Source organism: Kribbella sp. NPDC056861, assembly GCF_040687575.1.
GTDB lineage: Bacteria > Actinomycetota > Actinomycetes > Propionibacteriales > Kribbellaceae > Kribbella.
In genome coordinates, this window is record NZ_JBFBNQ010000004.1 from 855,488 (window position 1) to 881,824 (window position 26,337).

Genomic DNA, 26,337 nt, shown 5'->3' on the forward strand with positions numbered 1-26,337 from the left:
ATGTCCATCATCTTCGAGCAGGTCGCCATCGACTGCACCAACGCCGTCGAGCTGGCCGGCTTCTGGGCCGGCGTGCTGAACACCAAGGTCGATGCTGACGGCAACGAATTCTTCGCGACCGTGAACAAGGGCGGCGAAGGGCTCGCGCTGATGTTCATCCAGGTCCCCGAGCCGAAGACGGCGAAGAACCGGCTGCACCTCGACTTCGGTACCGCGGACTGGGCCGCCGAGGTCGACCGGATCGTCGGGCTCGGCGCCAAGCGGGTCGACGAGCACAACGAGTACGGCACGCACTGGATCACGCTGGCCGACCCCGAGGGCAATGTGTTCGATCTGGCTGAACTGCACTGATTGTTAGTGGGCTGACGGTCAGATCGGCTGGTAGCGGCGGCCGTCCTCGGTGATGGCCTCGCCGTCGTCGACCAGTTCGTCGAAGAGCTCGCGGGCCTTGGCCGTCGGCCAGCGGAAGGCGCGAGCCAGGTCCACCGGGGCGGCGTCCAGCATGGTGTCGAGGTACTGGCGGGCCACCTCGCGATGATCGGTGCCGCCGCCGACGTCGAACTGCTCGCAGGTGAGCGTGAGGAGCGCCGCCGGCCAGCCGTTGCTCTGCTCCTCGACACCTGCCGTGGTCACGAGCAGGTTCTTCTGGAGTTCGCCGATCGCGCGCTGGTACTTGTTCTTGTCGCCGAGCAGCGCGCGGAGAGTGGCACTCGACAGTGGCTCGACGGCTAGCGCCGCGGCCAGCTCGTGGGCTGCAGGGGACAGTTCGAGGCGTTCGTGGTCGTCCAGTTCGCCGTCGCCGGGGTAGAGGGCGGCGAGCAGGGCGGGGGAGAGGAAGGTGCCGCGGCCACCGAGGAACGCGCCGTACCAGGCGAGGCCCTGGCGGGGCAGTTCGTCCTTCCAGCCCCACACCTTCGACTCGTTTTCGCCCATGCCGTCGCCGAACGGCTCGTCGTCCTCATCGGCGACGGCCTCCCAGAGTGAGGGGCCGATCGGCTTCGGGGCGGGGAAGAGCAGGGCGAACCCGACGTCGTGGACGAACTTGCCGGCCCGGTCCACGGACCCGACGCGGCGGCCGCAGACCCACCAGCGGCGGGCGCGTTGCTCGGCGGTCTTCAGCTCAGTGGTCATCAAGGCATCTTGTCGAGGTGGGCCTCGAGGGCGTCGAGGCGGTCGCGCCAGAGGTCCCGGTAGGGCTCCAGCCAGGTGTCGAGCTCGAGCAGCGGCGCCGGGCGAAGCCGGTACCAGCGGCGCTGGGCGTCCTGGCGGACCTCCACCAGGCCGGCGTCGCGCAGTACTTTCAGGTGTTTGGAGACGGCGGGCTGGCTCAGCTCGAGCGCGTCGACCAGGTCGCCCACCGGGCGCTCGCCGGTCCGGAGCAGGTCGAGGATCTGCCGCCGCCGAGGCTCGGCCAGCACCTCGAACGTAGTTGCCATACCAGGAATATAACCCGGTCGGGCCGAGGCTTAGGAGTTGGTGATGGTGCGCAGTGAGGTCAACGCGCGGCGGAGCTTGGCTGCCTGGGTGGGGAGGAGATTCGCCGGCCTGTTGCCGAGGTGCTGTTGCTGCTCAGCGGTCGACGGGTAGTGGGTGGCCGGTGCATGGTGGTTTGAGGCGTGCGGTGGGTTCAGGCGCGCGGTGGGCTGTGCGCCGTAGTGCTCAGGTGCCGAGGTAGCGGAGGATGGCGAGGACCCGGCGGCTGTAGCCGGAGACGTGGTTGAGCTCGAACTTGTCGAAGATCGAGTTGATGTGTTTTTCGACCGCGCTCTGGGAGACGAAGAGCTGGTCGGCGATGGTCGCGTTGACCTGGCCCTCGGCCATCGCGGCGAGGACATCGTGTTCGCGCGGGGTCAGCCGGCTGAGCGGGTCGGTGTGGGTGGTGCGGGCCAGGAGTTGGCGGATCATCTCGGGATCGAACGCGACACCGCCGCTGCCGACCCGCTCCAGAGCGTGCAGAAACTCCTCGACCCGCATCACCCGATCCTTCAGCAAGTAGCCGACGCGGTCCTGACCAGAGGTGATCAGCTCGGTCGCATAAGCCTTCTCGACGTACTGCGACAACACGAGGACGCCGATCGACGGCCACCGCTGCCGGATGGTCAGAGCCGCCCGGATGCCTTCGTCGGTGTGCGTCGGTGGCATCCGGACGTCGATCACCACAACATCGGGTAAGCCGCCGTCGCCGTCACCGTCGCCACCGCCGCCACCGCCACCGCCGCCGCCAACGTCACCGCTGTCGCCTGCTTGACAGGACTCGAGCGCGGAGAGCAGGGCGTCGGCGTCGCCGACCGAGGCGAGGATCTGATGGCCCTCCTCCAGTAGGACGCGGTCCAGGCCGGCGCGGAGTAGAACGTGGTCTTCGGCGAGCATCACCCGCATGGCAGCTCCGCTGTGATGACCGTCGGGCCACCGACGGGACTGTCGATGGTGAAGAGGCCGTCGCCTGCGGCGACTCGGCCGGCCAACCCGGACAGGCCCCGCCCGGCTGGGTCGGCTCCCCCGTGACCGTTGTCGGTGATGACAACGGTCAACCGGCGCGACCACAGCATTTTGTCTTGGCCCGCTGCCTCCGACGGACCTGCGGCCGAGGAGCCCGCGGCCGACGAGCTCGCTGCCGACGAGCCTGCGTCCGAGGGGACTGGTGTCGACGAGCCTGTGGCCGACAAGCTGGCGACCGATGGGCCCGTGACCGGGCTGGGGTCGCCGTGCTGGACCAGGCGGATCTCGAGCTTGTCGGCACCGGAGTGCTTCGCGGCGTTGGTGACCGCCTCGGAGACGACGAAGTACGCGACAGTCTCGACCGCGACCGGTGGTCGCACGGGCAGGTCGTAGTGCAGGGTGACGGGAATGCTCGACCGCTCGGCCAGTACGGCGATGACGTCGCGCAGGCCGAGCTGGTCGAGCACCGTGGGGTAGACCCGCCAAGCGACCTCGCGCAGATCGGCCAGGGCTTGCTCCGACGCCTCGTGGGCCTGCTGGATCAGCTCCGAGGCTTGTCCTGGGTCCTTGGCTCGTCGAGCCCGGCTGAGGAGCAGACCGAGAGCAACCAGTCGCTGTTGTACGCCGTCGTGCAGGTCGCGCTCGATCCGGCGACGCTCATCGTTCACCACCTCGACCACCTCGGCCCGGCTGAGGGTCAGCTCTGAGACCCGGCGGGCGAGCAGTTCCTCGGCCGACGGCGCGAGATGGTGCCGCGCGAGCCTGGCATCCAGCACCGGGACACCGATGATGCCCATCACGTTCAGGTAGAGCAGCAGCAGGCCAGGCAGTGAGACCGCCGCCAGCGACTGGAGACTGACTCCGCCGCCGTCGTCCTCGATGAAGGCCCAGTGGCCACCGGTGAGCCAGGCCGAGATCATCGAGCCCGCCACCACCAGGCCGAGCAGGAGGAGGAGCAGCACGAAGCCACCGAGCATGCCGACCGGCCAGCGTCTGACGATGTAGCGGAAGGCGGCTCGGTCGGAGTACGGGCCGAGCGAGGAGAGTTGGTGAAAGCGGGCCAGCCGTCGCTGCTCCAGCATCGCGAGTTGCCGAGCGCAACGATGGACGAACCCGACCACGTGCGGGCGTGAGCGGGGCACCGCGATCACCGGGAGCAGACCGATCGCGGACAGGACCAGGAAGCCGAGCTCGACCCAGGCCAGCAGCGCACCGAGCACGACCCCCACCAGGGCCGTCCCCGCTCGCGCCGTCAGCCGATTCCGCATGTGGGCAAGGTTAGTGGGCACAGGGTTGGTGCGGACTGTGGTTTTCCACAGTTCTGTACTGTGGAAGAGCCGAGGAAACACGACGGTCGACCGCAGGGTGCGCGAGGTGCTCGCGGACCTAGCGTCGACGCCATGACCCCGACGAACCAGGTGATGATGAGCGCGCTGGCGCAGGCAACTCAAGAACCGACCGGTGGGATCGCCGGCTGGGCCATCGACATGATGGAGAAGCTGGGCGCTCCGGGCGCCGGCCTCGCGGTGGCGCTGGAGAATCTGTTCCCGCCGCTGCCGAGCGAGGTGATCCTGCCGCTGGCGGGCTTCGCGGCGAATCGTGGTGACATCGGGCTGATCAGCGCGATCATCTTCACCACGCTCGGCTCGGTGGTCGGCGCGCTGGCTCTGTACGGCGTGGGCGCCGTGCTCGGCCGGAAGCGAACGCGATCGCTGCTCGGCCGGTTGCCGCTGGTCAAGCTGGAGGACGTCGACAAGGCGGAGGACTGGTTCAACCGGCACGGCGCCAAGGCGGTGCTGATCGGCCGGCTGGTGCCCGTCGTGCGCAGCATGATCTCGGTCCCGGCCGGGGTGGAGCGGATGTCGATGCCGCTGTTCCTCGCGTTGACGGCGCTCGGCAGCGGGATCTGGAACACGGCGCTGATCGTCGCGGGCTACGCGCTGGGCGAGAAGTGGCACGCAGTGGAGTCGTCGGTCGGCGTGCTGCAGTACGTTGTACTGGCTGCCGCGGTGGGGGCGGTGGCGTGGTTCGTGGTTGTCAAGATCAGGGCCAGAAGTTCAGCAGGTGAGAAAGTCAAGTAGCAAGCTCGACTTTGGCTACGCTCGAGACCTCACTTCCGAACCCCAGGAGTTGCGTCCCGATGCCTTCCATCGCCTTCGAGCCGAGGCTCGTGCCCGATCCGCCGGTCTGGCCGCAATCCGTCGTCACCGTGGTGGGCAATCCCAAAGCGGGCTCCCGGACGGCGGCCGCCGCGGCTTCGGTGGCTGAGCTGCTTGCCTCGGAGCTCGGTACGCCGTACCGGATCGACGAGCTGGTCGACCTGGTGACCTTCGCGCCGGCGATCTTCCAGGGTGAGGACGCGGTCGAGGCACAGCGGGAGGCGTTGGAGAGTGCCGTCGAATTGGTCTCGTCGGCGTCGGTGATCGTGTTGGCTACTCCGGTTTACAAGGGGAGCTATACGGGGTTGCTGAAGAGCTTTCTTGATGTGCTGCCGCATCAGGCGCTGGCCGGGTCGGTGGTGGTGCCGGTGACTGTGTCGGCGGCGCCCAGTCACAAGTTGCTGGCTGATCTGCATCTGCGGCCGGTGCTGGCTGAGCTGGGTGCGAGTGTGCCGACGCCGCCGGTTGCTTTGGAGGAGAAGGATTTCGAGGATCTGCAGCTGCCGGTGTCGGCTTGGCTGAGGAAGCACGCGAGCTTGGTGCAGGCGACGACGATCGCGCTACAGCCGGTGGCTGAGCCGACGCCTGCTCAGTAGAGACCTGGTAAGTAGGTGGGGTGGGGAATAGCTCTGGGGTCTTCGGCCAGGTGGTGCCTTGGCTGAAGACCCCAGTTCTTCGTGCGTGCGGTAGGAGGCGAGCCGCGCTCGGGCACCCACGCGACGGAGGAGCGGTAGTTGCGAACGGGTGGGTGGGAGCGACCAGAGCCGGGAGCGGCGGAGGAGCGGACGGGCGGCGGAGGAGCGGACGGGCGGCGGAGGAGCGGACGGGCGGCGGGCGCGCGGGGGAAGGTTGGGTCAGTCGGCGCGGGCGGCGGCTTCGGCGGGGCGGGTGGCCAGGGACTTGGTGGCGGGGATGAGGGTGGAGAGCATGGTGAGGGCGAAGGCGATGGCGATGATGACCAGGTAGATCCAGAACGGTCCGGTGGGCATGGCCGAGGTGGAGACTGCGGATGCGTAGGGGAGCAGGGTGGCCAGGGCTACCAGGGTGCCGAGGATGATGCCTGCTAGCGCGACCAGTACGCCTTCAGTGGTGAGCATTCGGAGTACTTGGCCTCGGGTCGAGCCGGTCAGGCGTTGTAGGCCGAACTCTCGGCGGCGGCGGACTGTTGACGAGGCCAAGGTGTTGACGACCGAGACTGCGGTGTAGGCGATCAGCATGCCGACGAGCAGGTAGTTGATCCACGCTTGGGTCTGTAGGTCCTCGCCGTTGCCGGCGATCAGAGCTTCTCGATCAGCGACCTGTACGCCGGGAGTCGCCGCCGCCAGGTTGGCGAGTGCGGGCCCGATCGAGGCGCCTGGTTCGGCGCGTACCAGGATCTGCGGGGCCAAGCGATTGGCGGTGTGGGCGGCGACCAGTTCGGCAGGGAGCACGATGCTCTCGTAGCCGGGTTCGGCCGCGAACGTCGCGATGACGCGCAGCTCGACCGGAGTGCCGTCGCCGAGTGTCATCTTGATCGACGTACCGACACCGCGGTCGATCTTCTCCACTACCCGATCAGGTAGGGCGACCGTGTTGCCGGTCAGGCCTTCGAGTGAGCCCGAGGTCAGCCGCACTGGCGCAGTACCGTCGGCGTCTTGGGGTGAGACGCCTTGGAGCAAGGCGCCGTCTTCGTCGAAGGGGGCGTGCCGTGGTTCGTCGATGACGCCGAGGCTGGTGACGTACTCCGAGGCGCTCGCGACGCCGGGCAGCGCTTGCACCTTGGGGAGCAGTGATGGTGAGAGACCTGCTGCAGTCGAGACCAGTACTGCGTCGGCGCGCAGCTCCTTGGTGAACGCCTTCGCGGAGGCGTCGACGTTGGTGGTCTGCATGTAGATGTTGGCGGTGGCGATCCCGACGGCCAGCATGACCGGCATCACCGCGGACGACATCGCCACGGATCGCGCTGTCACGTTGCGGATCGCGAGCCGGCCGTTCACCCGGGTGACGGCGTACAGGGGCCAGCGGATGATCGCCAGGATGGCCTTGGTGGCCAGCGGTCCGAGCGCGGCGATGCCGATCGCCCAGCAGAGCACGGCGGGGCCGGCGGTCGCGCCCGCCAGCGGGCCGGACATCACGGTGGCGGTCACGACCATCAGGGCGACTCCGCCGCCGACGAAGAGGACACCTGTGATGGTTCGTGCCCAGCTGAACCACTTGGTCTGCAGCGAGGCCTCGACCAACGCCTCGACCGGGCGGATCTTCGCCGATCGACGACCCGCCATCAACGCGGCGCCGATGGCGGCCAGTACTGCGGCGCCCGCGCCGGCCGCGAACGGGATCAGACCTTGATAAAACGTCACGTCAGGGGAGGCGACACCGTTCGACGACAGGTTGTCGAAGAGGAAGCGGCCGAGCAGGGCGCCGGGAATGACGCCGACGAGGACGGCGGGCAGGGAGACCAGCATGGCTTCGCCGAGGATCATCCGGCGGACCTGGCCGGGCGTCGTGCCGATGCTGCGCAGCAGGGCGAACTCGCGCTGGCGCTGCTGGGCGGAGAGGGCCAGCGTCGAGGCGACCACGAACATCATCGTCATCGCGGCGATTCCGCCGAACGAGCCGGCGACCGAGATCAGCGTGACCTTCTTGACCGCCGCGTCGGTGTGTTCGACCTCGCCGCGGTCGAGGCCGGCCAGGGCGGAGACGTCGGACGTTGCCTCGATCTTCTTCTTGAGCGCCTTCAGGTCGGTGCCGGGGGCAACTAGTACGCCGAGGGCGGCGGACTGGCCTGGGCGGTTGGCGAAGCGGGTTGCCTCTTGGGTGGAGAAGAAGGTGTGGCCGGCCGGGCCGGAGGCGATGCCGCTGACGGTGAAGGGGGTCTGCTGGCCACCGACCAGCAGGTTCACCTTGCCGCCTGGCTTCGCGTTGAGTTGGGTGGCGGTGGTTTCGTCGAGTACGACGTCGCCGGCGCGGGGTGCGGTGCCGGAGATGAGGTTGAAGGGGGCCAGTGGTGCGGATTCCCAGTTGTGGCCTTCGCCTTTGGTGAAGCCTTGGTTCAAGGCTATCGGGGCGGGGAAGGTCAGGTCGGGGATGACGTCGGTGACGCCTTCCAGGGAGCGGAGCTGGGTGGCGACGGAGTCAGGAACGCCGACCTGCTCGGTGAGGCGGGTGGCGTCTTCCTCACCGGGGCGGAGGTGGGTGAGCTTGCCGGTGACCACGATCGGGGCGGCGGCGAGACGCTCGGGGGCGACGTTGGAGCGGATGCCGGTCTCCATCAGGCCGCCGCAGGCGAGCACGATCGAGGTGCCGAAGACGACGGCGACGAAGGTCGCGAGGAAGCCGCTCTTGCGGTAGCGCAGGGTGCGGACAGCGAGGCGCATCATCGGGTGACCGGCCCGGCGGTGAGGAGCCCGTCGGCGGTCCCGGCGGTCCCGGCGGGGTAGCCGGAGCGGGCTGCCTGAGCCGCGTGAGCCGCGTGAGCCGCGCGAGCCGGGTCAGCCGGGTCAGCCGGGTCAGCCGGGTCAGCCGCGTGAGCCGCGTGAGCCGCGTGAGCCGCGTGAGCCGCGTGAGCCGCGTGAGCCGCGCGGGCGGCTCGGGCGCCGAGGTGGGTCAGGCGGTCGGCTACCTGTTCGGCGGTGGGGTTGTTGAGGCTGCCGGCCAGGATGCCGTCGGCGAGGAAGACCACCCGGTCGGCGTACGACGCTGCGACCGGGTCGTGGGTCACCATGACGACCGTCTGGCCCTGGGTGCGGACAGGTTCGCGGAGCAGGTCGAGGACGTCGGCGGCGGTTTGGGTGTCCAGGGCGCCGGTCGGTTCGTCGGCGAAGATCACTGCGGGGCGGGCGACCAGGGCGCGGGCGATTGCGACGCGCTGCTGCTGGCCGCCGGAGAGTTCGCCGGGGCGGCTCTTGTGCTTGCCGCCGAGGCCGACGCGGTCCAGTACCTCGCGGACGGCAGCCTTGTTGGTGCGGCGGCCGTCGAGCTCCTGAGGGAGGGTGACGTTCTGCCAGACCGTCAGGGCCGGCAGCAGGTTGAACGATTGGAAGACGAAGCCGATCCGCTCCCGGCGGAGCTCGGTGAGCTGGCGCTCGTTCAGGCCGGCCAGCGGTACGTCGTCGATCGCGACTGTGCCGGAGGTGGGCCGGTCGAGTCCTGCCGCGCAGTGCAGGAAGGTGCTCTTGCCGGAGCCCGAGGGGCCCATCACGGCGGTGAAGGTGCCCCGGGCGAAGCTGATGCTGACGCCGTCCAACGCGGTGACGGCGTTGCCACCCTTGCCGTAGACCCGGCGTACGTCGTGCAGCACGACCGAGTCGTTCGACCTGGTGAACTGTTCCTGCTTGCGCCTCATGGCTGAACCCCTCGTAGCTGTCCCTGCTGACGGGAATGACGCTACGGAGACGCGGCGGCTGTCCCCAGGGAGTTGGGGAGCCTCAGGGGGTGGTGCTAGCTCCCCTCTTCCCGGAGAAGGTAGTCGCGGAAGCCTGCCTGCACCTGCTGGACCAGTGGGTCGGTCCAGTCGGTGCCGTCGGCACTGAAGTGGCCTGTCAGTACGCCGTCCGTTCTCGTCCGCACCCGGATCGCCAGGGCGTCGGCGAGGCCGGTGTCCTTCGGCCCGGCTGCTGCGGCGACCTCTGCTTTCACCGTGCCGAAGGTAAAGCCTGCTGGCCATTGCTGCGGGACGTACTCGAAGAAAGGCGTCCGCTGCGGGTTGTTGACCGTCTCGTAGATCTCCGAGTCCGGGTAGCGCGAGTAGCGGCTGCAGCCGACTACTGCATCCCGCATCGCGGCTACGTCGGCGTCTAGGGAGCCCGTGCCGCGGGGGATCGCCAGGTAGGAGGGGACGAGGCAAGGGCCGAGCAGGTGCTGCCAGGCGGGGCGGTCGCGCTTGCCAAACAGAGTGGTGAACAGCAACGTGTCGCCCGCGCCGACGTGCGGCTCCATCCCGTGGGCGAGGGCGGCAAGGTAGGTGACAAGCGGCGTACTGCGGTGACGCCGGGTCAGGTCCTCGACTTGGGAGACTTCAGCGGCGCTCAGTAGGTCGTCTCGGAAGACCAGGGGTTGGCCGGAGCCGTTGCTGGGTTGTGAGGAGACCTTGGCGTCCCTCACTCGCGAGTGCCACCAGTCGGCGGCTACGGCGCGAGTACGGCGTACGTGCTCCGCCTCTGCTGCGGAGTAGTCCCTGTACTGCGCTACTGGTGGCGCGAGCGACTCCCCGGCGAGAGCGGCGGTGTAGAGAGCCGACAGCTCGCTGACTGTCTCCCAGAGGGTCGCGGGGTCAGACACCATGTGGTGCAGGTGCAGCGCGAGTCGGTTGCCTGCCAGGCGCAGCCGGACCGGGCGGTCGAGGTCTACCGGTGAGTGCGAGCCGACCTCGTCGACTACCTCCAGTGCCGAGCGGGGCTTGGGGTGGACGAGTTGGAGGCGGTCGTCGAGCACCTCTGTGCGTAGTACCTCGTGGCGTTGCTGCAGTTGGTGAAAGGCGTCAGCTAGTACGTCGGGGCGTAGGTCGCCGTCCAGGGACAGCACTGTGTTCATGGTGAACCACGGGCCCTTGGCGAAGCCGGGACGGCGCTCATCCATCTCCAGCGCGAACGTCTGCCACAGCGAGGTCGGGTAGTTCACAGCAGCGCCTGGGAGTAGTCGGGGACGTCGGCGGCGACCAGTGCTTCGTGCAGGTCCTCCAGCACCTCGACGGCGAACCCCTTCTGCTGCCACTGCTCGAACGAGATCCCGAAGCCCAGTTCGATCCACAGGTCGGCATTGCGCTGCTCATGCGGGCCGAAAGGTTCCAGCAGCACTGTCGGCGTCGCGGACCACAGGGAGTCGAGCAGTGTGCCACCGCCTGGCTTGCTGACTGTCGCCAGCGCCTGTCGGCACAGGTCGAAGGAGCCGTGGTGCCCGGTGCGCTGGTGGAAAGCGGTCGGGCGGCCGGCGAGCACCTCACCGAAGGGCGGGTAGCCGTCGTCGAGCCACGGATGCCACTCGGGGTCGATCATGAAGTAGCGCACGCCGTCGGTGGAGAGGTCCCGGTCTTCATAGGCGACCATGTCCAACTCGAAGCCTGCCTGGAGCAGGTCGCCCACTCGCTCGCGGTACGTGCCCATGCCCCAGCCGCCGCCGTGTACGAGTAGCCGCTGGTCTCTGTCGCGCCAGGGGACTGGTTGGTCGCGGCTGACGGGGATGCTGCAGGGGATGGTCAGGTTGTCGGCGTCTGCCAGCCAGATGTGCTGCACAGGCAGGGAAGTCGGCCCGGCCTTGTCGAACGAGGGCGACTGCACCGAGTCCACGTGACACACATCAACAGGCACTTCGCCGTACTGCGCTGCGTACTGCTCGACCAGCGGGAGCCAGAAGCCGGAGAAGACGACGAACCGGGTCACCTGTCGCTCGTGCCAGCTGTCGAGCAGTGCGGCGACAGCGGCCTCCTCGGTGGAGATCGAAGCGTCGCGGGCGAGCTGCTGCCCGGCCAGGGCGATCCGGAAGTTGCGGTGGAACGCCTGCTTGGAGCGGGCCGTGGTGGCGAGGGTCTCGGGTGGCATCAGGCGCTCGAGCACCGAGACGTGCGCGGCAGCGCCTTGCTCCTTGAGCCGGTCGGCCAGCAGCAGCCCGGGGACGTGGACGCCGAGGGCGACGCCAGAGGTCAGGACCTCGATCACAGTCGATCCAGCTCTTTGGTCAGGTGCCGAAGGATCAGTTTCACCATCGCCTCGTGATCCGGACCTTCGTACCGGCGAGGGGTGCCCTCGATCAGCATGATCAGGTAGAGGTAGATCCGGTACAGCGACAGCGTCTCGCCGGGCTCCAGGTCGCCGTAGCCGGCCAAGAGCTCGGGATCGATGGAAGTGCTGAACAAGGTCAGCGAGACGAACTCGGCGACCGGGTCGCCCCAGAACGCGCGCTCGCCGTCGACCAGGCCGGTGATCCGGCCGTCCTCGACCAGGATGTTGCCGTCCCAGAGGTCGAAGTGGATCAGCCGTGGCGTCTTGACCTCGTCCAGCAGTTCGAAGCGTTCGAGGACCAGTTGACGGATCTGCTCGGGCGGGCGGGGCAGCTTGACGGCGAACCTGCTGGCGTCGGCGAGGACGTCGTCGATCATCGACAGGAAGGCGGCGCTCCAGGTCGGGACCAATCCCTTCTGGGGATAGCCGAATCCTGCACCGGTCACCTCGTGCAGGGTCGCGACGATGCCGCCGAGCTCGCGCCGCAGGGTGGCTCGTTCGGGGCCGGACACGCCTTGCATCGTCGTGCCGGGCAGCGCCGTCATCAGGAGATGGTCGGCGCCGGTGTGCACGACCTCGGGGACCGGGGCCTTGCCGCGGGCTGCTTGGTAGAAGAGGGACTCGGTGTGAATCAAGTCCTGTTCGTAGGTCAGAACCGGTGCCGTGGGGTCGGGGGAGACCTTGAGGACGAGGTCGGCGCCGATCCGGTAGACGGTGTTGAAGGTGCCCTCGGTGAGTTCGGTGATCTCCAGGCCGCTGCCGGCGTCGATGCCGGCCTCTTTCAGGAGTTCGATCACGGCGTGGTCATCGAGCCGGCGCTTGCTGCTCATCCGTTCTCCTTGCGGCGTCGGGCGTCGGCGTAGATCTCGTCCATCAGGATGATCCGCGGGACGGCGGCCGCCAGGTCGTCGGTGGTGCTGTCGAGGATCCGGGCCAGCTGGCGTTCGTAGTACGCGACCGCCGGGAAGCCGATCACCTGCCGGTCGCCCTCGGTGGGGGTGACGATCAGGTTGAGCGGGACCGCGCCGGCGACCGGGCGGAGGAAGTTCCTCAGCTTGACCGTCGCGCGCTCGAAGGTGAAGACGTGGTCCGAGACATGCTGCGGGCCGACCTCGGCGGTCAGGGTCGCCTCGACGCCGGTGGCCCAGCGCAACTTCGCCTCGAACGAGCGGTCCACTCCATTGGGGCCGTCGAACTCCGAGTGGCCCTCGGCGGTGACCGGGTCCAGGCCGATGGTTGCCTGGACGGCCTGCAGCCAGTAACTCGCCGCATCGAAGAAGATGCCGCCGCCGAGCTCCGGCTGGTCGCGGTACCCGCCCGGTGCGGGGACCGCGAAGGTCACCCGGGTGGTGGCCGTGAGCAACGGGCCGTACGGCTCCTCGTGGATGAAGTCGTGGACGGTCTGCTGCCACGGATGGCCGATCGTCGCGACTGCCTCGAACACCTTCACATCCGTTGCGGCGAAGGAGAGTTCGGCCGCCTCGTCGGCGGTCAGGCACAGCGGTTTCTCGACGATCACGTGCTTGCCGGCGACCGCGGCGCGGACCGCCCAGCGGTGGTGGGCGGAGTTGTGCAGGGAGATGTAGACGGCGTCGATCTCCGGATCGGCCAGCAGGGCCGAATAGGTCTCGTGCACGACCGGAATGTCGTGCTTGGTGGCGTACTCCTTGGCGCGGACGGGATCGCTCGCGGCGACTGCGTGCACGCCGGCCCCCTGGTCGAGCAGGGTGCGTTCGGCGATCCCGGTGGCTCCGATCAAGCCGATCTCAAGCGGCATCGGTCATCCCTCGTGGTGTCAGGCCGGCCGAGATCACTTCGGTCAGCAGGCGTTGCCGCCACCGGTGGATCTCACCGGCAGCGCAGAAAATGGCGACGTGGACGCGGCCGCCGGGTGCCGCCAGGGTGCTCCCGTTGAGCACCGTGACGCCGGGGCGGGCGTTGCCGTCGTACCGGATGTTGCTGAAGGCATCGAGTAGGTCGTGGACGGTCCGGCCGGGATCGAGGTTGAGCTCCAGCTGCCAGAGGTGGCCGGTCAGGCCGTGGCGCTGGGCCTGGCGATCGAGGCGGATGGCGAGCAGGCCGAGTGATTGGCGGGCGTTGATCTCCAGGACCGGGACGACGGTACCGTCGTCGAGCAGCATCGAGTCGATGCCGACCGGACCCCAGTAGCCCGCGTCGGTGAGGGCCGGCATCACCTCGGCGAGGGTTTCGGCGTACCAGCCTTCGTCGATCAGCGCCGGGGTGGCAGGGCTGGAGCCGAAGTGCCGGAAGCCGCGGTTCGTCATCTGCTGGATGCCGAGGAACTCCCAGTCTCCGCCTCGGTCGAGGTGGAAGTGGCCGGAGAAGTCGTGCTGCTTGGCGAACTTCTCCTGGACGACGAGCTCGACCCGCTGACCGGCATCGACCTGGCGACGGAGTACTCGCTCGATCGCCTTGAGGATGCCGGGGGTGGGAACCTCGAGCAGCGAGCGGCCGGAGACGCCGTACGGGTCTTTGATCAGAGCCTTGAAATCAGTCGTGACGACGGCATCGACCAGGTCGTCGACGGTGTGCACGAGCCGGCCGGCGCCGGGCAGGCCGAGCCGCCGGACCAGCTCGTTGGACCAGGACTTGGAGTTGACCTGGGCAACTACTTCCGGAGTTGGCAGCTGTTGTTCCGCCAGCGTCCAGGTCTCCGGCAGTACGGCGTACGGCGCGATCCGGGCGCCGCGGATCGCGTTCATCACCCGCTGATCGGCCAGCACGTGCCGCTCGACCGGTCCTGGTCCGGGGTCGCCCAGCGCCAGGTGGTCGAACTGCGTGCCGAAGGCGGCGGCGAGCCCTTCGCGGACCGCCGCCGCCATCGGTCGTCGGGTGATCAGCAGGTCGCCCGGGTCGCAGAAGCCGGCCAGCAGTTCGTCCATCGCGTCGACGGCGGGGTCGCTGCTTCCGCCGCTGATCGCCGGGAGTGCGGCCAGGTCGGCCGGACGCCACCAGGACTCGGCGTCGAACGTTCCCAGCCGCACTACCCGTGCTGGTGCTGATCCGGCCGTCATTGCACCGGTGCGGCCAGCCGGGCGACGAAGCTGCTGAACTGGCGGACGGAGCGGAGGTCGTCGAGCTGCAGGTTGGGGTAGTCGAGTTCGAGGTTGAACTCGTCCTCGATCGCCAGCAGGAAGGTGATGGTCTGCAGCGAGTCCAGCCCGTACTGCTCGACCAGGTCGGCCTCCGACCCGATCTCCTCGGCGGTGACGCCGTTGTCCAGCACCCTGGCCAGCACGACCTTGACGCGTTCTTCGATCTCCACCTCAGACTCCGTTCAGATAAAGGAGAATGCACTTCGAGCAGACCGGCATCATGCCGTTCTCGGACATGATCCGGCGGACCTCCTTGAACGAGTGGCTCTGCCACAACTCGTCCACCGACTGGTCGTACAGGTTGCCGACCACGAACTCCGGGAAGAACTTGCAGGAACTGACCGCGCCGTCGGCGTGCACCTCCATCCGGTTCGAGACCGCGAGGCACTTGCTGCGGTGCTGGGCCGGCCGCGACGTACCGAGGATGAAGTCGGTGACCTCGTCGTCCTCGAGCTGCGGCTGGTAGCGCAGCCGCACGTTCCAGGCCCGCGACGCCAGCCGGGTCATCGAGTCGCGCAGCGCCGGCAGTTGGTCGGCGGGCAGCTGGTAGGTGTAGCTGTGCCAGGTCGGCTTCTTGGTGTCGGTGCTCGGCTTCAGCCAGGCGAACGACTGGTCGTACAGCCGGTCCATCGACTCGGCGACCTCAGGGCTGATGTACCAGGGGAACTGGAAGTAGACGGTGTTGACGCCGAGCTCCTCGGCCCACTCCATGAACTCGTACATCTTGTGCACGGTGACGTGGCTGACCATGCAGGACAGCGACAGCTCGCCGTCCCACTCGCCCTTGCGCTTGAGGTCCAGCATCAGCTGGATGTTCTCCATCGTGCGCTTGAAGGTGCCGCGGCCGCGCAGCGCCTCGTGGTCCTCGCCCAGACCGTCCAGGCTGACCAGCAGGTTGAGGTTCTCGCCGATCTTCAGCAGGTCGTCGAGCTTGCGCTTGAACAGCAGGCCGTTGGTGCACATGTTGACGGTCCGCGGATACTTCACCAGCAGGTCCGCGACCTGGTCGAACTTGGTGTGCATCAGCGGTTCGCCGCCCCAGAGGAACAGCTTCGAGCGGACCGGCGCGGTCGTGCGCAGTACGTCCTCGATCACCTCCAGGTCGAGCTCAGTCTTCTGCTTCTGGGCGCTGAAGTCGCGGAAGAAGCCCTGCTCGTTCCACTGGTAGCAGTGCGTGCAGCGCAGGTTGCAGCGATAGGTCAGCTGCAGGCTGACCTCCTGTGGCAGCGGCGCCGCGTAGCTGGGGTCCAGCAGCAGGTTCTTGCGGGCCTTCGAGCGGATGGACACGGTGTGTTTGATGTCCGCGAACTCTTTGCTGTTCAAGGTTCGCGTCGTAGTGGGGCGCATACGATCTCCCTCAGATGTGGCTGGTTCTCCCGATCGACAGCACGCTGGCTCCGGCGATCACACCTCCCGTCGCGAGGACGAGGACGAGTCCGGTGGACGTGCCCAGGTGATCGCCCAGTACGCCGCCCGCCAGGCCGCCGGTGATGGCGCCGAGCGGGACGGTGGACGAGGTCAGGGTGCGAGCGGTCGCGTGCACACTGCTCTGCAACGCGAGTGGGGTCAGGTCCTGGCGGATGCTGGTGGTGAGGACGTTCCAGACCGGCGACCAGATCGAGGCGCAGACCCGGATCACCACCAGGACGACAGCGGGGGCGAAGAGCAGGCAGAGCGGGATCGCCAGCCAGAACACGCCTTCCAGGCCGGTCAGCAGCAGGGTGCGCCTGGCGCCGATCCGGGCGACCAGGCGGTTGGCGGCGAACGCGCCGAGCAGACCGCCGATCGAGCCGGCGGCGATCAGCAGTCCGCCTTGCAGACTGGACAGGCCGAGTACGCGGTACGCGAAGAGCAGCAGCACCGCGTCGACCATGCCGGTGCCGAAGCTGCGCGCGGCGGCGCCGAGTACCAGGGGTTTCAGTACCTGGTGGTCCATCACGAACCGAAAGCCGACGACTATCCGCTGCACCATCGCCTGCGGCGATGGTGCAGCACGGGATGGGGATGCGCCGGGTTCCGCTGCGCTTCGCTCGCGGGGTGGGATGGCGCTGGGCTCGGTGGTCCGAATTCTGGTGCGGGCGAGGGCTGAGGCCAGGAAGGGGAGCGCGCTGAGGAGCAGACCGACGTACGGGCCGGTGGTTTTGAGGGCCAGGCCGGCCAGGGCGGGGCCGATCAGTTTGGACAGGCTGTCGGAGGACTGGAGGTTGGCGTTGGCGCCGACCAGACCGCCCGGTGGGACCACGACCGGCAGGTAGGACTGACCGGCGATGTCCACGAAGACCGTCGCGATGCCGGCGACTGCTACGACGATCAGGAGCTGGGGGATGGTGACCCAGCCCGCGAGCGCGGCCAGCGGGACGGTGGCGAAGACGGCGAAGCGCATCAGCTCGCCGGTGATCATCACCTTGCGGCGGGGGATGTGGGTGAGCGCGGCGCCGGCGACCAGGCCGAGGGTCGGGTAGGCCAGCCAGCCGATCGCGGACAGCACGCCGACCTCGGCGCTGGACGCGTTCAGGGTCAGGATGGCGATGCTCGGTACGGCGAAACCGGTCAACCGGTCGCCGACGAAGCTCGCCGTCTGACTACCCCAGTACCAGCGGAAGTCCGCTCCGGGCGGAGCTGTCCCGACGCTCGTACGCATCGCACCTCCGACTCCCCAGCGCCGTTGCGTGCTGCCTGATCTGACCGTGCGCTACCTGAAATGTCGCTTAGTTCAAGGTCTGAAATAAGCGGCTCGGCACAACCTAACCGGGTAAGTCCCGAGTCTCAAGCCCTCCGTCACAACTCGATCGCGGACAGTCGCGAAGTGGTAGAAGCCTTCAGTTTTCGCCGGGTCAGAGATCCTCGGGTGATCCGATCGGCTTCTTGTGCTCCTGCTGGACCTGGATCTCGAGGTGCGACTCGGCGGCGGTCGGGCGGAACATCTGGTCGAACGGGCCCATCATCGAGACGCCGATGCCACGCCGTCGTGCGCGGGCCGCGGCGCGCCAGAGCAGCCAGAGGAAGCCGGCCACCACGGCCAGGCTGAGCAGCAGGATCCAGATGTCGTCGATCGGGCTCACCTCCACTCGAAGGACGTGGAGAGGGTGGCGATCGTTCCCCGGCTAGCTGCGGGCGTTCGGTGCTGAGAGCAGCGCGGCAAGGCCGGCTGAGTAGCTGGCGGGAGTGACGTCGCCCAGCAGCAGGCGCTGGAGCAGGAAGCCGGGGATCATGCCGAAGAGGACCTGGGCCACCTGCTCTGGGTCTGCTTCGCGGTCGATCGTGCCGTCGGCCTGGCCTCGTCTGGCGACGGCGGCGAAGTGCCCGCGCAACATCCGGTACTTCGAGGAAGCGGTCGCCATGATCGCGTCGTTGTGCAGCGCCTCGGCCCAGGCCTGGATGGCGACTCTCGTCATGTCGCCGCCCGGCCGCGCGGCGATCTCGAGGATGTGGTCCAGGGTCGCCCGCAGCGCGGCGGCGGGGGAGAGCGGCGCCTCGCTCGCCAGGATGCCCTGGAAGAGCTCGTCGACCGAGCTCAGCACCTCGTCGGCGATCGCCGCGACGATGTCGTCCTTGCTCTTGAAGTAGCCGTAGACCGCGCCGGCCGACAGTCCGGACTGGCTGATCACGTCGGCCATCGTCGTCTTGTGGAAGCCCTGCCGCCCGACGCAGGTGCGTGCCGCCGCCAGGATCTCGAGGCGGCGGTTCGCGCGGTGTTCGTCGGTGACCTTGGGCATACCGAGAACATAAAACGAATGTCCGTTCTTGACAACTTCGGCAGCACCCGTCACGCTCGGAATCGATAAAGAACGATCATTCGGTTTTTGAGAAGGAGCTGACCAGAGATGTCCACGGACCCGGACCAAGCCGTCGTCGAGGAACGCCGTCGTCCGCCGGTGCCGGCGGTCGTCGTGCTGCTGACCGCGGTGCTGACCGTACTGCTGATCGCGTTCGCCTGGCCGTCCGCGCGCTCGGCGCCGCGGGATGTTCCGCTGGCCGTCGCTGGTCCGGCCCAGGCGGTCGCGCAGGTGCAGGGCGCTCTCGAGCAGGCGATGCCCGGCGCCTTCGAGATCACCGCGGTGAACGATCGGGCGGCGGCGGTCGACGCGATCGAGAACCGTGATGTGTACGGCGCGATCGTGCTCGATCAGACGGCTCCGGAGGTCCTCACGGCCTCGGCGGGCGGCCCGGCCATCGCGCAGATCCTGACGCAGCTATCGAGCAAGCTCGCAGCCGAGAGCCCGCAGTTGAAGGTGACCGACGTAGTACCGCTGCCCGCGGATGATCCGCGGGGTGCAGGGCTTGCCGGCGGCGCGTTGCCGCTGGTCCTCGGAGGGATCGCTGCCGCCGCGATGCTGACCCAGCTGGTGCAGGGTGGCGGCCGGCGGATGGCCGGGGCGATCACGTTCGCGGTCACCGGAGCGCTCGCGCTGGCCGCGGTCCTGCAGTTCTGGCTCGGCTCGCTCGAGGGCAACTACCTCGCCAACGCCGGCGTGATCGCGATGTCGATCGGCGCGATCTCGCTCACCCTGCTCGGGTTGGAGTGGCTGTTCGGCGCGGTCGGGCTCGGCCTGGGCGCGGCGACGATGATGCTGCTCGGCAACCCGCTCTCCGGTATGATGAGCGCTCCCGAGATGCTGCCCAGCGGCTGGGGAACACTCGGCCAACTGCTGCCACCAGGAGCCGCCGGTACTGCGCTCCGCTCGGTGAGCTTCTTCGACGGCGCCGGTTCGGCCCAGTCGTTCCTGGTGCTTGCTTGCTGGCTCGCCTTCGGTCTCGTGCTCTGTGGAATCGGCGCGACCCGCAGCCGCGGCGCGCGCGTCGTACAGGCTCGTCGGGAGGCGTCGGCCGTTACCGTCTGACACATGACGGCGCGGTGACCGGATCGTTACGGGCCGGTCTCCGCGCAACGGCGTCACGGCGGCGACAACGTTGTCTCTCAACCATTGACTTCATTGGTCTGGGCCTCCTACGGTCACGGAAAGCCCAGGGGGTTTGAGCGGTGGTACCGGGATGACAACGATTGCCCGAAGGTGGACGTGATGGCCATGAAAAACGGTTTCAAGCGAGCGGGTGCACTAGCCGTCGGCGCGCTCCTGCTGGGGGTCTCGGCCTGCAGCCAGGGATCGACGACCAAGACGCCGGACGCGGGCGGCGGGCAGAGCGCCGGCCCGGCGAACATCAAGATCGCCTACCAGCAATGGGGGCCCGGCACGGTGATGAAGACCTTCCTCACCGGCGCCAAGACCGAGTACGAGGCCGCGAACCCCGGCTCGAAGGTCGAGATCCTGCCGATCGTGGCGAGTGAGAACGACTACTACACCAAGCTCCAGCTGATGATGCGCTCGCCGAACACCGCGCCGGACATCGTCTACGAGGACACCTTCCTGATCAACTCCGACATCACCGCGGGGTACCTGAAGCCGCTCGACGACTACATCAAGGACTGGGGTGACTGGAACCAGTTCGAGGACACCGCCAAGGGCGCCGCGAAGGGCCAGGACGGCAAGACCTACGGCATTCCGGACGGCACCGACACGCGTGCGCTCTGGTACAACAAGCAGCTCTTCAAGCAGGCCGGGCTGCCGGAGGACTGGCAGCCGAAGACCTGGGACGACGTGCTGACCACCGCGCGGACGCTCAAGTCGAAGCTGCCCGGCGTGGTACCGCTGAACGTGTACTCCGGTAAGCCGATGGGCGAGGCCTCGGCCATGCAGGGCTTCGAGATGCTGCTCTACGGCACCAAGGACCCGCTGTACAACTTCGACCAGAAGAAGTGGGTCGTCGGCAGCCAGGGCTTCAAGGACTCGCTGAACTTCATCAAGACCATCTACACCGAGGGCCTGGCCCCCACGCCGAAGCAGGCGCTGGACCCGAACATGGGCAGCAAGGTCGGCACCGAACTGCTGCCGAACAACAAGCTGGCGATCGCGCTGGACGGCTCGTGGGTCTACAGCAACTGGCTGAAGACCGGCGCGAAGCCGTGGCCGCAGTGGTCCGAGGTGCTCGGCCAGGCCGCGATGCCGTCGCAGGACGGCAGCGGCAAGGGCAAGGTCAGCCTGTCCGGTGGCTGGACCTGGGCGATCCCGGCCAAGTCGAAGGCTCCGGACGCGGCCTGGAAGTTCATCCAGTCGCTGCAGACGCAGAAGAACGCGACCAAGTACGCGACCGACGGCGCGCAGATCGCCGTCCGCAAGGACGTCGCGCAGGACGCCGGGTACAAGTCGTCGTCGAAGAGCACCCAGTTCTTCACCGACCTCGTCTCGGTGACGGTGTACCGCCCGGCGCTGCCGGAGTACCCGAAGGTCTCCAACGAGATCATCACCGCGATGGAAGCCGTGATGACCGGTCAGTCGTCGCCCGAGGAGGCCGCCAAGAACTACGACGAGGCGGTCGAGGGCATCGTCGGCAAGGACAAGACGACCGCCGGTCAGTAAGCGGAGCGATCGAAGGGATTCCCCTGTGACGACTACTGCTCCCGCCGTGCCCGTTCCGACCGGCAGCAAGCCTGCCGGCCGGAGCGGGCCACCGCGCGGCGCCAAAGCCGTGAAGATGTTGCCGTTGGCACCGGCCATCGGGCTGATGCTGGTCTTCCTGGCCGGCCCGATCCTGTACTGCGTCTACGCCGCGTTCACCAACATGGCGCTGACCGGGACCGGTGCGGCCAACGTCGAGTTCATCGGGCTGGACAACTTCCGCAAGGCGTTCGGCAGCAGCGCCTTCACCAACTCGATCTGGCTCACCCTGGTCTTCACGCTGATCTCGGCGATCATCGGCCAGAACTCGCTCGGCCTCGGCCTGGCGCTGCTGATGCGCCGCTCCACGAAGTACGTGCGGAACTTCGTCGGTACCGCGGTGATCGGCGCCTGGGTGCTGCCCGAGGTGGTGGCGGCGTACCTGCTCAGTGCGTTCTTCAACGAAGAGGGCACCCTGAACGTGATCCTGCACAAGGTCGGGCTGCCCGGGCAGGACTGGTTGTACGCGGCACCGATCATCGCGGTGTCGCTGGCCAACATCTGGCGCGGTACGGCGTTCTCGATGCTGGTCTACTCGGCGGCGTTGAGCGAGGTGCCGAAGGAGATCGAGGAGTCGGCCGAGATGGACGGCGCCGCCGGTGTCCGCCGGCTCGTCTACGTGACGCTGCCGATGATCAGCCGCGCGATCATGACCAACCTGATGCTGATCACGCTGCAGACGCTGAGCGTGTTCGGGCTGATCTTCGCGATGACCCGCGGTGGGCCCGGGACCAAGAGCCAGACGCTGCCGCTGTACATGTACGAGCAGGCGTTCAGCTTCTCCCAGATCGGCTACGGCACCGCGATCGCGCTGGTGATGCTCGCCATCGGCGCGGTGTTCTCACTGATCTACCTACGTGGACTGAACTCGGAGGCCGCATGATCGCCCGGGACCGGGTCAGCAAGCTGACCGCGAACCTCATCCTGCTGGCCCTCGGCATCCTGTTCGTCCTCCCGTTGCTGTGGGTGCTGTTCGCCTCGGTCAACCGGACGGCGGGGCTGCGGGTCGAGCTGCCGACCAGCCCGACCTTCGCCAACTTCAAGGCGGTGCTGAACACCGACACGACGTACCGGCCGGTCCTGAACGGGATCGTGCTGTGCGGCGGGTCGGCGATCCTGACGATGATCTGCGCCGTGCTGGCGGCGTATCCCCTGTCCCGGTTCAAGACGAAGTTCAACCGGCCGTTCCTGCTGACCGTGTTGTTCTGCACCGGCTTGCCGATCACCGCGGTGATGGTGCCGGTCTACGGGTTGTTCGTCCAGCTCAACCTGGTGGACACCCTCGGCGGCACGATCATGTTCATGGCGACCTCGTCGCTGCCGTTCGCGATCTGGCTGACCAAGACGTTCATGGACGGGGTGCCGATCTCGCTGGAGGAGGCGGCCTGGGTGGACGGCGCCAGCAACATGCAGGCGCTCTACCGGATCGTGCTGCCGCTGATGTGGCCGGGGATCGCGGTGGTGCTGATCTTCACCTTCATCGGGATGTGGGGGAACTTCTTCGTCCCCTTCATGCTGCTGCTCTCGCCTGAGCGGCTGCCCGCCTCGGTGAGCATCTTCACCTTCTTCGGCCAGTACGGCGAACCGAACTACGGCCAGCTGGCGGCGTACTCGCTGATCTACACGATGCCGGTGCTGCTGCTCTACCTGCTGCTGAGCCGGAAGCTCGGCGGCGCGTTCGCGCTGGGTGGCGCGATCAAGGGTTAGTTCCCAGCCAACGATTCGCAGATCTCCCACGCCGCGTGGCGGAGGAGGTCTGCGTTTTCGTTGCTGAGGCCTTTGATCGGTACCGCGAGGTCGCTCGGGTCGACGTGCAGCAGGGTGATGAGGAAGACGCAGGCAGTCAGGTAGGTGCCTGCCAGGGCGGGGTGGGAGTTGTCGGCGTCGTGCAGAGCCGGCGCTGAGTGGGTCGTTTGAAAGTGCTGCCAGATCAGGCCGGCGGGGATCAGGGTCGCGCCCAGCTCGGCGGCGATGGTGGCGTAGGCGGTGGTGAGCGGGGCCTGCGGCTGGTTCTTGCGTGACCAGGTCATGTAGAGCGCGGTGCTGGCGCCGGTCTCGGTGATCGCGGTGTGGAAGTCGCGGACGTTCTCGTGGAAGCGGGCCGGGTTCTTCCCCGGGAGAGTGCTCTGTTCCTGCAGCACAACGGTGTCGTAGTTGCCAGTGGCAAGCTCGGTGAGGGCTTTGCCGGCGTTCAGGTGCTGGCGCAGGGAGGCGCCGCCGGCCGAGATCAGCCGGTGCTCGACGGTGATGCCGCGCTCGGCGGCGAGAGTGGCCAGCAGGCCGGGCAGGTTGTTGCGCGCCGTGAAGCTGTTGCCGACGAACAGGAGCCGCATCGGTTCAGCATGGCACGTAGGGTGGTTCCATGCCGCTGAACTATCCGCTTGCTGAGCAGACGTTGGACAACGGTCTGCGGGTCATCGTCAGTTCCGACCGGAACGTCCCGATCGTGTCGGTGAACCTCTGGTACGACGTGGGGTCGCGGCACGAGCCGCCCGGTCTGACCGGGTTCGCGCACCTGTTCGAGCACCTGATGTTCCAGGGATCGCGCAACGTCGAGTCGGGGCAGCACTTCTCGCTGCTGGAGGCGGTCGGGGCCAGCCTGAACGCGAGCACCTTCTTCGACCGGACGAACTACTTCGAGTCGCTGCCCAGCGGCGGCCTGGAGCTGGCGCTCTGGCTCGAGGCGGACCGGATGGGCTACCTGCTCGACGCGGTCAACCTGGAGAACCTCGACAACCAGCGCGACGTGGTGAAGGAGGAGAAGCGGCAGAGCTACGACAACCGCCCGTACGGCGACTCGTACGAGCGGCTGGTCCGGCTGCTGTTCCCCGAAGGCCACCCGTACGCGCACATGACGATCGGCTCGATGGCCGATCTCGACGCGGCCGCCGTCGAGGACGTGCACGCGTTCTTCCGCAAGTACTACGGCCCGAACAACGCCGTCCTGACGATCGTCGGTGACGTCGCCGAAGAGGACGCCTTCGACGCCGCCAAGCGGTACTTCGGGCATCTGCCGGCGATCCCGACGCCGCCGCCCGCACCGGACGGCACGCTCGGGCCGCTGGAGGGGGTGTTCCGCGACGACGTCGTCGCGGACGTCCCGTCCGACCTGATCACGATGATGTTCCGGCTGCCCGTCGACGGGACGCCGGAGCTGGACGCCGCGGCGCTCGCGCTCGACGTGCTGGCTGGTGGGCAGAGTGGGCGGCTCAACCGCCGGCTGGTGCGCGACGAGCAGATCGCGCAGTCGGTGTCGGGTGGCGCGCTGCCGTTGATCGGTGGGGTCTCGTTCGGGACGCTGACCGGGATCGCGTCGGACGGAGTCGAGCTGCAGCAGGTCGAGGACGCGCTGGCCGAGGAGGTCGAGAAGCTCGCTGCTGACGGAGTCACGGCCGATGAGCTGGAGACTGTCAAGGCACAGGCCGAGCGGGACTGGCTGGAGCAGCTCGCCACTTGTGGTGGGCGGGCCGATGAGATCTCGCATCACGCGCTGTTGTTCGGTGACCCGAACAGGATCAACACCAGGATCGACGAGATCCGCGCGGTGACGGCGGACGAAGTACAGGCAGCGGCTGCCAAGTGGATCCGCGCCGAAGCTCGGGTGCAGGTCACGTACCGCCGTCAGACAGAAGCAGCAGGGGAGCAGGAATGAGCAGCCAGGCCTTGACCACACCGCCCGCCGTTGCGCCGCCGCGGCCGTGGCAGTTCCCGGTCGCGACCACCACGACCACCCGAACCGGTACTCCGGTGCACGTGTTCGACCGCCCGGGGCAGTACGTCGCCACCGTGCGCGTCACCGTCGCCATGCCGCTGGCCGTCGAGCCGCGGGAGCTCGAGGGTGTCGCGACGATCATGTCCCGCACGCTCGACGAGGGCACCGAGCTGAAGTCGGCCAACGAGTTCGCCGCGGCGCTCGAGCGGCACGGCGCGGCGTACGGGGTGGATGTCAGCTCCGACGCGTTGCACGTGGAGATCTCGGTCCCGACCTCGCAGCTCGCTCCGGCGGTCAAGCTGCTCGCCGAGGCGATCACCCGGCCGGCCTTCAACTCAGCCGATGTCGGCCGGCACGTGACGATCCGGCTCGGCGAGATCAACCAGGAGCGCGCGAACGCGGGGTACCGCGCCCGCGAGGCCTTCGCGGCGAACCTGTTCGATCCGTCGTCGCGCCGGTCCCGCCCCACCGCCGGTACGCCGGACACGATCCGGCCGCTGACCAATGTCCAGGTCGCCGAGTTCTATCGGGCGAACATCGGACCGGCCCGGGCGCAGATCCTGTTCGCGGGTGACGCCACTGGTGTCGACGTGGCCGCGATCGTCGACGAGGCGTTCGGTGACTGGGCCTCGGACGCCGGCGCAGCGATCGAGACCCCCGAGCCGCTCTACATCGCAGGCGACAAGCTGGTGCTCGTGGACCGGCCCGGCTCGGTCCAGAGCCAGCTGCTGATCGGCTGCCCCGGACCGGATCGCCGCGAAGACATCTGGGGCGCGGCCGCGGTCGCCAACCACGTTGTCGGCGGCACCATCACCTCCCGGGTCGACACCGTCCTGCGCGAGGAGAAGGGCTACACCTACGGCACCCGCACCAGCTTCAACGCGCCTCGCAAGGGCGGCACCTTCAGCCTGGGCGGCGCGGTCCGCACCGAGGTGACCGGTGCCGCGATCGCCGACGCGCTGAAGATCCTCCGCGAGGCCCGCGACGGTCTGACCGCGCGCGAGGTGCAGGAGGCGCAGGACAGCCTGATCCGGACGGCCCCGCTGCGCTACGAGCAGGCCGATTCGATCGCGCAGCAGGTCGGCAGCAACATCGCCGTCGGCGTACCGCTCGACTTCGCCGACACCTACCTGGCCCAGATCGCCGCGACCACCGCCGAGTCGGCCACCGAGGCCTATCGCCGGTACGTCGGAACCAACGGGCTGCTGGTGGTCGTCGTAGGTGAGGCGAAGGACGTTCGCTCCCAGCTCACCGAGCTCGGGCTCGGCGACCTCACCGAGCTGAGCTGACCACAGAGGAGCAGTAGGTATGTCGTTCGACGAGCGGCCCCAGGACATCCCACCGCGGGACAGTACGCCGCAGGACCTCCCGGCGCAGTACGGGCAACAGGGCCCCGCGCCCACGCAGTACCAGTTGCAGCCCGGCTACGGGTATCCGCAGCCGGCGTACGGCGTGCGGCGAGACAACAGCAGCGCGACACTCGCGATGGTGCTGGGGCTGCTCGGACTGGCGACCATGTTCGTCGTGCTGTCGCCGATCGCCTGGTGGAAGGGCAACCAGGCACTCGCTGAGATCGACGCGCAACCCGGTGTGTACAGCAACCGGGGGATGGCGGTGGCGGGCCAGATCATGGGCATCATCGGCACCGTGCTGATGGTGCTGGGGATTCTGGCCGTCGGCGCCATCTTTTTCTTCGCGCTGGTCGCCACCAGCAGCTGACCG

26 protein-coding genes and 1 pseudogene are annotated in these 26,337 nt (G+C 68.0%); 10 read left to right on the forward strand and 17 right to left on the reverse strand.

The window, feature by feature from the left end; all coding sequences use genetic code 11:
• Complete coding sequence (locus AB0P21_RS23585; protein ID WP_363699293.1) at nt 1–351, forward strand: VOC family protein; 351 nt, start codon at nt 1–3, stop codon at nt 349–351.
• Between the two features lie 18 nt (nt 352–369).
• On the opposite strand, the gene AB0P21_RS23590 is transcribed toward AB0P21_RS23585, so the two are convergent.
• From AB0P21_RS23590 to AB0P21_RS23605, 4 genes are all read right to left on the reverse strand, one after another.
• Entirely contained in the window at nt 370–1,131 is a 762-nt protein-coding gene (locus AB0P21_RS23590) for a hypothetical protein (protein ID WP_363699294.1), read from the reverse strand.
• Nucleotides 1,131–1,436 (reverse strand): metalloregulator ArsR/SmtB family transcription factor, encoded by a 306-nt coding sequence (locus AB0P21_RS23595; protein WP_363699295.1) that lies wholly within the window; start codon nt 1,434–1,436, stop codon nt 1,131–1,133. The genes AB0P21_RS23590 and AB0P21_RS23595 overlap by 1 nt, the downstream gene beginning before the upstream one ends.
• A gap of 223 nt (nt 1,437–1,659) precedes the next feature.
• Entirely contained in the window at nt 1,660–2,379 is a 720-nt protein-coding gene (locus AB0P21_RS23600; protein WP_363699296.1) for a response regulator transcription factor, read from the reverse strand.
• Complete coding sequence (locus AB0P21_RS23605; RefSeq protein WP_363699297.1) at nt 2,370–3,707, reverse strand: histidine kinase; 1,338 nt, start codon at nt 3,705–3,707, stop codon at nt 2,370–2,372. The genes AB0P21_RS23600 and AB0P21_RS23605 overlap by 10 nt, the downstream gene beginning before the upstream one ends.
• A gap of 132 nt (nt 3,708–3,839) precedes the next feature.
• Between AB0P21_RS23605 and AB0P21_RS23610 the strand changes: the two genes are divergently transcribed.
• Nucleotides 3,840–4,520, forward strand: a complete 681-nt coding sequence (locus AB0P21_RS23610; protein ID WP_363699298.1) for a DedA family protein — start codon at nt 3,840–3,842, stop codon at nt 4,518–4,520.
• A 59-nt stretch (nt 4,521–4,579) separates the two neighbouring features.
• Nucleotides 4,580–5,194, forward strand: a complete 615-nt coding sequence (locus AB0P21_RS23615) for an NAD(P)H-dependent oxidoreductase (RefSeq protein WP_363699299.1) — start codon at nt 4,580–4,582, stop codon at nt 5,192–5,194.
• Between the two features lie 258 nt (nt 5,195–5,452).
• Here AB0P21_RS23615 and AB0P21_RS23620 read toward each other — a convergent pair whose 3' ends face one another.
• The 12 genes and pseudogenes from AB0P21_RS23620 to AB0P21_RS23675 form a co-directional block, all read right to left on the reverse strand.
• Nucleotides 5,453–7,957, reverse strand: a complete 2,505-nt coding sequence (locus tag AB0P21_RS23620) for an FtsX-like permease family protein (RefSeq protein ID WP_363699300.1) — start codon at nt 7,955–7,957, stop codon at nt 5,453–5,455.
• A 194-nt stretch (nt 7,958–8,151) separates the two neighbouring features.
• Nucleotides 8,152–8,922: pseudogene (locus tag AB0P21_RS23625) on the reverse strand (ABC transporter ATP-binding protein); the annotation flags it as partial.
• Nucleotides 8,923–9,017: 95 nt separating this feature from the next.
• Nucleotides 9,018–10,196 carry a hypothetical protein gene (locus AB0P21_RS23630; RefSeq protein WP_363699301.1) on the reverse strand — a complete coding sequence of 393 codons (1,179 nt, stop codon included), beginning with the start codon at nt 10,194–10,196 and terminating at the stop codon, nt 9,018–9,020.
• On the reverse strand, nt 10,193–11,230 hold the full coding sequence (locus AB0P21_RS23635) for a hypothetical protein (RefSeq protein WP_363699302.1): 1,038 nt from the start codon (nt 11,228–11,230) through the stop codon (nt 10,193–10,195). The genes AB0P21_RS23630 and AB0P21_RS23635 overlap by 4 nt, the downstream gene beginning before the upstream one ends.
• Complete coding sequence (locus AB0P21_RS23640) at nt 11,227–12,123, reverse strand: aminoglycoside phosphotransferase family protein (RefSeq protein WP_363699303.1); 897 nt, start codon at nt 12,121–12,123, stop codon at nt 11,227–11,229. The genes AB0P21_RS23635 and AB0P21_RS23640 overlap by 4 nt, the downstream gene beginning before the upstream one ends.
• Nucleotides 12,120–13,070: a Gfo/Idh/MocA family oxidoreductase gene (locus tag AB0P21_RS23645; protein WP_363699304.1), complete on the reverse strand. Its 951-nt coding sequence runs from the start codon at nt 13,068–13,070 to the stop codon at nt 12,120–12,122. Before AB0P21_RS23645 ends, AB0P21_RS23640 begins: the two co-directional genes overlap by 4 nt.
• A complete protein-coding gene (locus tag AB0P21_RS23650; RefSeq protein ID WP_363699305.1) occupies nt 13,060–14,298 on the reverse strand; it encodes a hypothetical protein in 1,239 nt (412 codons plus the stop codon). Before AB0P21_RS23650 ends, AB0P21_RS23645 begins: the two co-directional genes overlap by 11 nt.
• Nucleotides 14,299–14,324: 26 nt before the next feature.
• Nucleotides 14,325–14,579 carry a phosphopantetheine-binding protein gene (locus AB0P21_RS23655; protein ID WP_363699306.1) on the reverse strand — a complete coding sequence of 85 codons (255 nt, stop codon included), beginning with the start codon at nt 14,577–14,579 and terminating at the stop codon, nt 14,325–14,327.
• A gap of 1 nt (nt 14,580) precedes the next feature.
• Nucleotides 14,581–15,732 (reverse strand): radical SAM protein, encoded by a 1,152-nt coding sequence (locus AB0P21_RS23660; RefSeq protein WP_363699307.1) that lies wholly within the window; start codon nt 15,730–15,732, stop codon nt 14,581–14,583.
• Nucleotides 15,733–15,766: 34 nt separating this feature from the next.
• Nucleotides 15,767–17,050, reverse strand: coding sequence for an MFS transporter (locus tag AB0P21_RS23665; RefSeq protein ID WP_363699308.1), 1,284 nt, complete (start codon nt 17,048–17,050; stop codon nt 15,767–15,769).
• 193 nt (nt 17,051–17,243) lie between these two features.
• Nucleotides 17,244–17,471, reverse strand: a complete 228-nt coding sequence (locus tag AB0P21_RS23670) for a hypothetical protein (protein ID WP_363699309.1) — start codon at nt 17,469–17,471, stop codon at nt 17,244–17,246.
• Between the two features lie 42 nt (nt 17,472–17,513).
• Nucleotides 17,514–18,125 carry a TetR/AcrR family transcriptional regulator gene (locus AB0P21_RS23675; RefSeq protein ID WP_363699310.1) on the reverse strand — a complete coding sequence of 204 codons (612 nt, stop codon included), beginning with the start codon at nt 18,123–18,125 and terminating at the stop codon, nt 17,514–17,516.
• A 108-nt stretch (nt 18,126–18,233) separates the two neighbouring features.
• Here AB0P21_RS23675 and AB0P21_RS23680 point away from each other — a divergent pair, with 108 nt between their 5' ends.
• The 4 genes from AB0P21_RS23680 to AB0P21_RS23695 all read left to right on the forward strand — a co-directional run bounded on the left by AB0P21_RS23680 (nt 18,234) and on the right by AB0P21_RS23695 (nt 22,610).
• The gene (locus AB0P21_RS23680; protein ID WP_363699311.1) at nt 18,234–19,250 is read left to right on the forward strand and encodes a hypothetical protein; all 1,017 of its coding nucleotides are present in this window, start codon (nt 18,234–18,236) and stop codon (nt 19,248–19,250) included.
• Nucleotides 19,251–19,430: 180 nt separating this feature from the next.
• The gene (locus tag AB0P21_RS23685) at nt 19,431–20,825 is read left to right on the forward strand and encodes an extracellular solute-binding protein (RefSeq protein WP_363699312.1); all 1,395 of its coding nucleotides are present in this window, start codon (nt 19,431–19,433) and stop codon (nt 20,823–20,825) included.
• Between the two features lie 25 nt (nt 20,826–20,850).
• Entirely contained in the window at nt 20,851–21,786 is a 936-nt protein-coding gene (locus AB0P21_RS23690) for a sugar ABC transporter permease (protein ID WP_363699313.1), read from the forward strand.
• The gene (locus AB0P21_RS23695) at nt 21,783–22,610 is read left to right on the forward strand and encodes a carbohydrate ABC transporter permease (RefSeq protein ID WP_363699314.1); all 828 of its coding nucleotides are present in this window, start codon (nt 21,783–21,785) and stop codon (nt 22,608–22,610) included. The genes AB0P21_RS23690 and AB0P21_RS23695 overlap by 4 nt, the downstream gene beginning before the upstream one ends.
• Here AB0P21_RS23695 and AB0P21_RS23700 read toward each other — a convergent pair.
• Nucleotides 22,607–23,236 carry a hypothetical protein gene (locus AB0P21_RS23700; RefSeq protein ID WP_363699315.1) on the reverse strand — a complete coding sequence of 210 codons (630 nt, stop codon included), beginning with the start codon at nt 23,234–23,236 and terminating at the stop codon, nt 22,607–22,609. The genes AB0P21_RS23695 and AB0P21_RS23700 overlap by 4 nt on opposite strands.
• 29 nt (nt 23,237–23,265) lie before the next feature.
• Between AB0P21_RS23700 and AB0P21_RS23705 the strand changes: the two genes are divergently transcribed.
• The 3 genes from AB0P21_RS23705 to AB0P21_RS23715 are packed head-to-tail and all read left to right on the forward strand — an operon-like array spanning nt 23,266 to nt 26,334.
• The gene (locus AB0P21_RS23705) at nt 23,266–24,555 is read left to right on the forward strand and encodes a pitrilysin family protein (protein ID WP_363699316.1); all 1,290 of its coding nucleotides are present in this window, start codon (nt 23,266–23,268) and stop codon (nt 24,553–24,555) included.
• Entirely contained in the window at nt 24,552–25,904 is a 1,353-nt protein-coding gene (locus AB0P21_RS23710; protein WP_363699317.1) for a pitrilysin family protein, read from the forward strand. The genes AB0P21_RS23705 and AB0P21_RS23710 overlap by 4 nt, the downstream gene beginning before the upstream one ends.
• Before the next feature lie 19 nt (nt 25,905–25,923).
• Nucleotides 25,924–26,334: a DUF4190 domain-containing protein gene (locus AB0P21_RS23715; RefSeq protein ID WP_363699318.1), complete on the forward strand. Its 411-nt coding sequence runs from the start codon at nt 25,924–25,926 to the stop codon at nt 26,332–26,334.
• Nucleotides 26,335–26,337 lie beyond the last annotated feature (3 nt).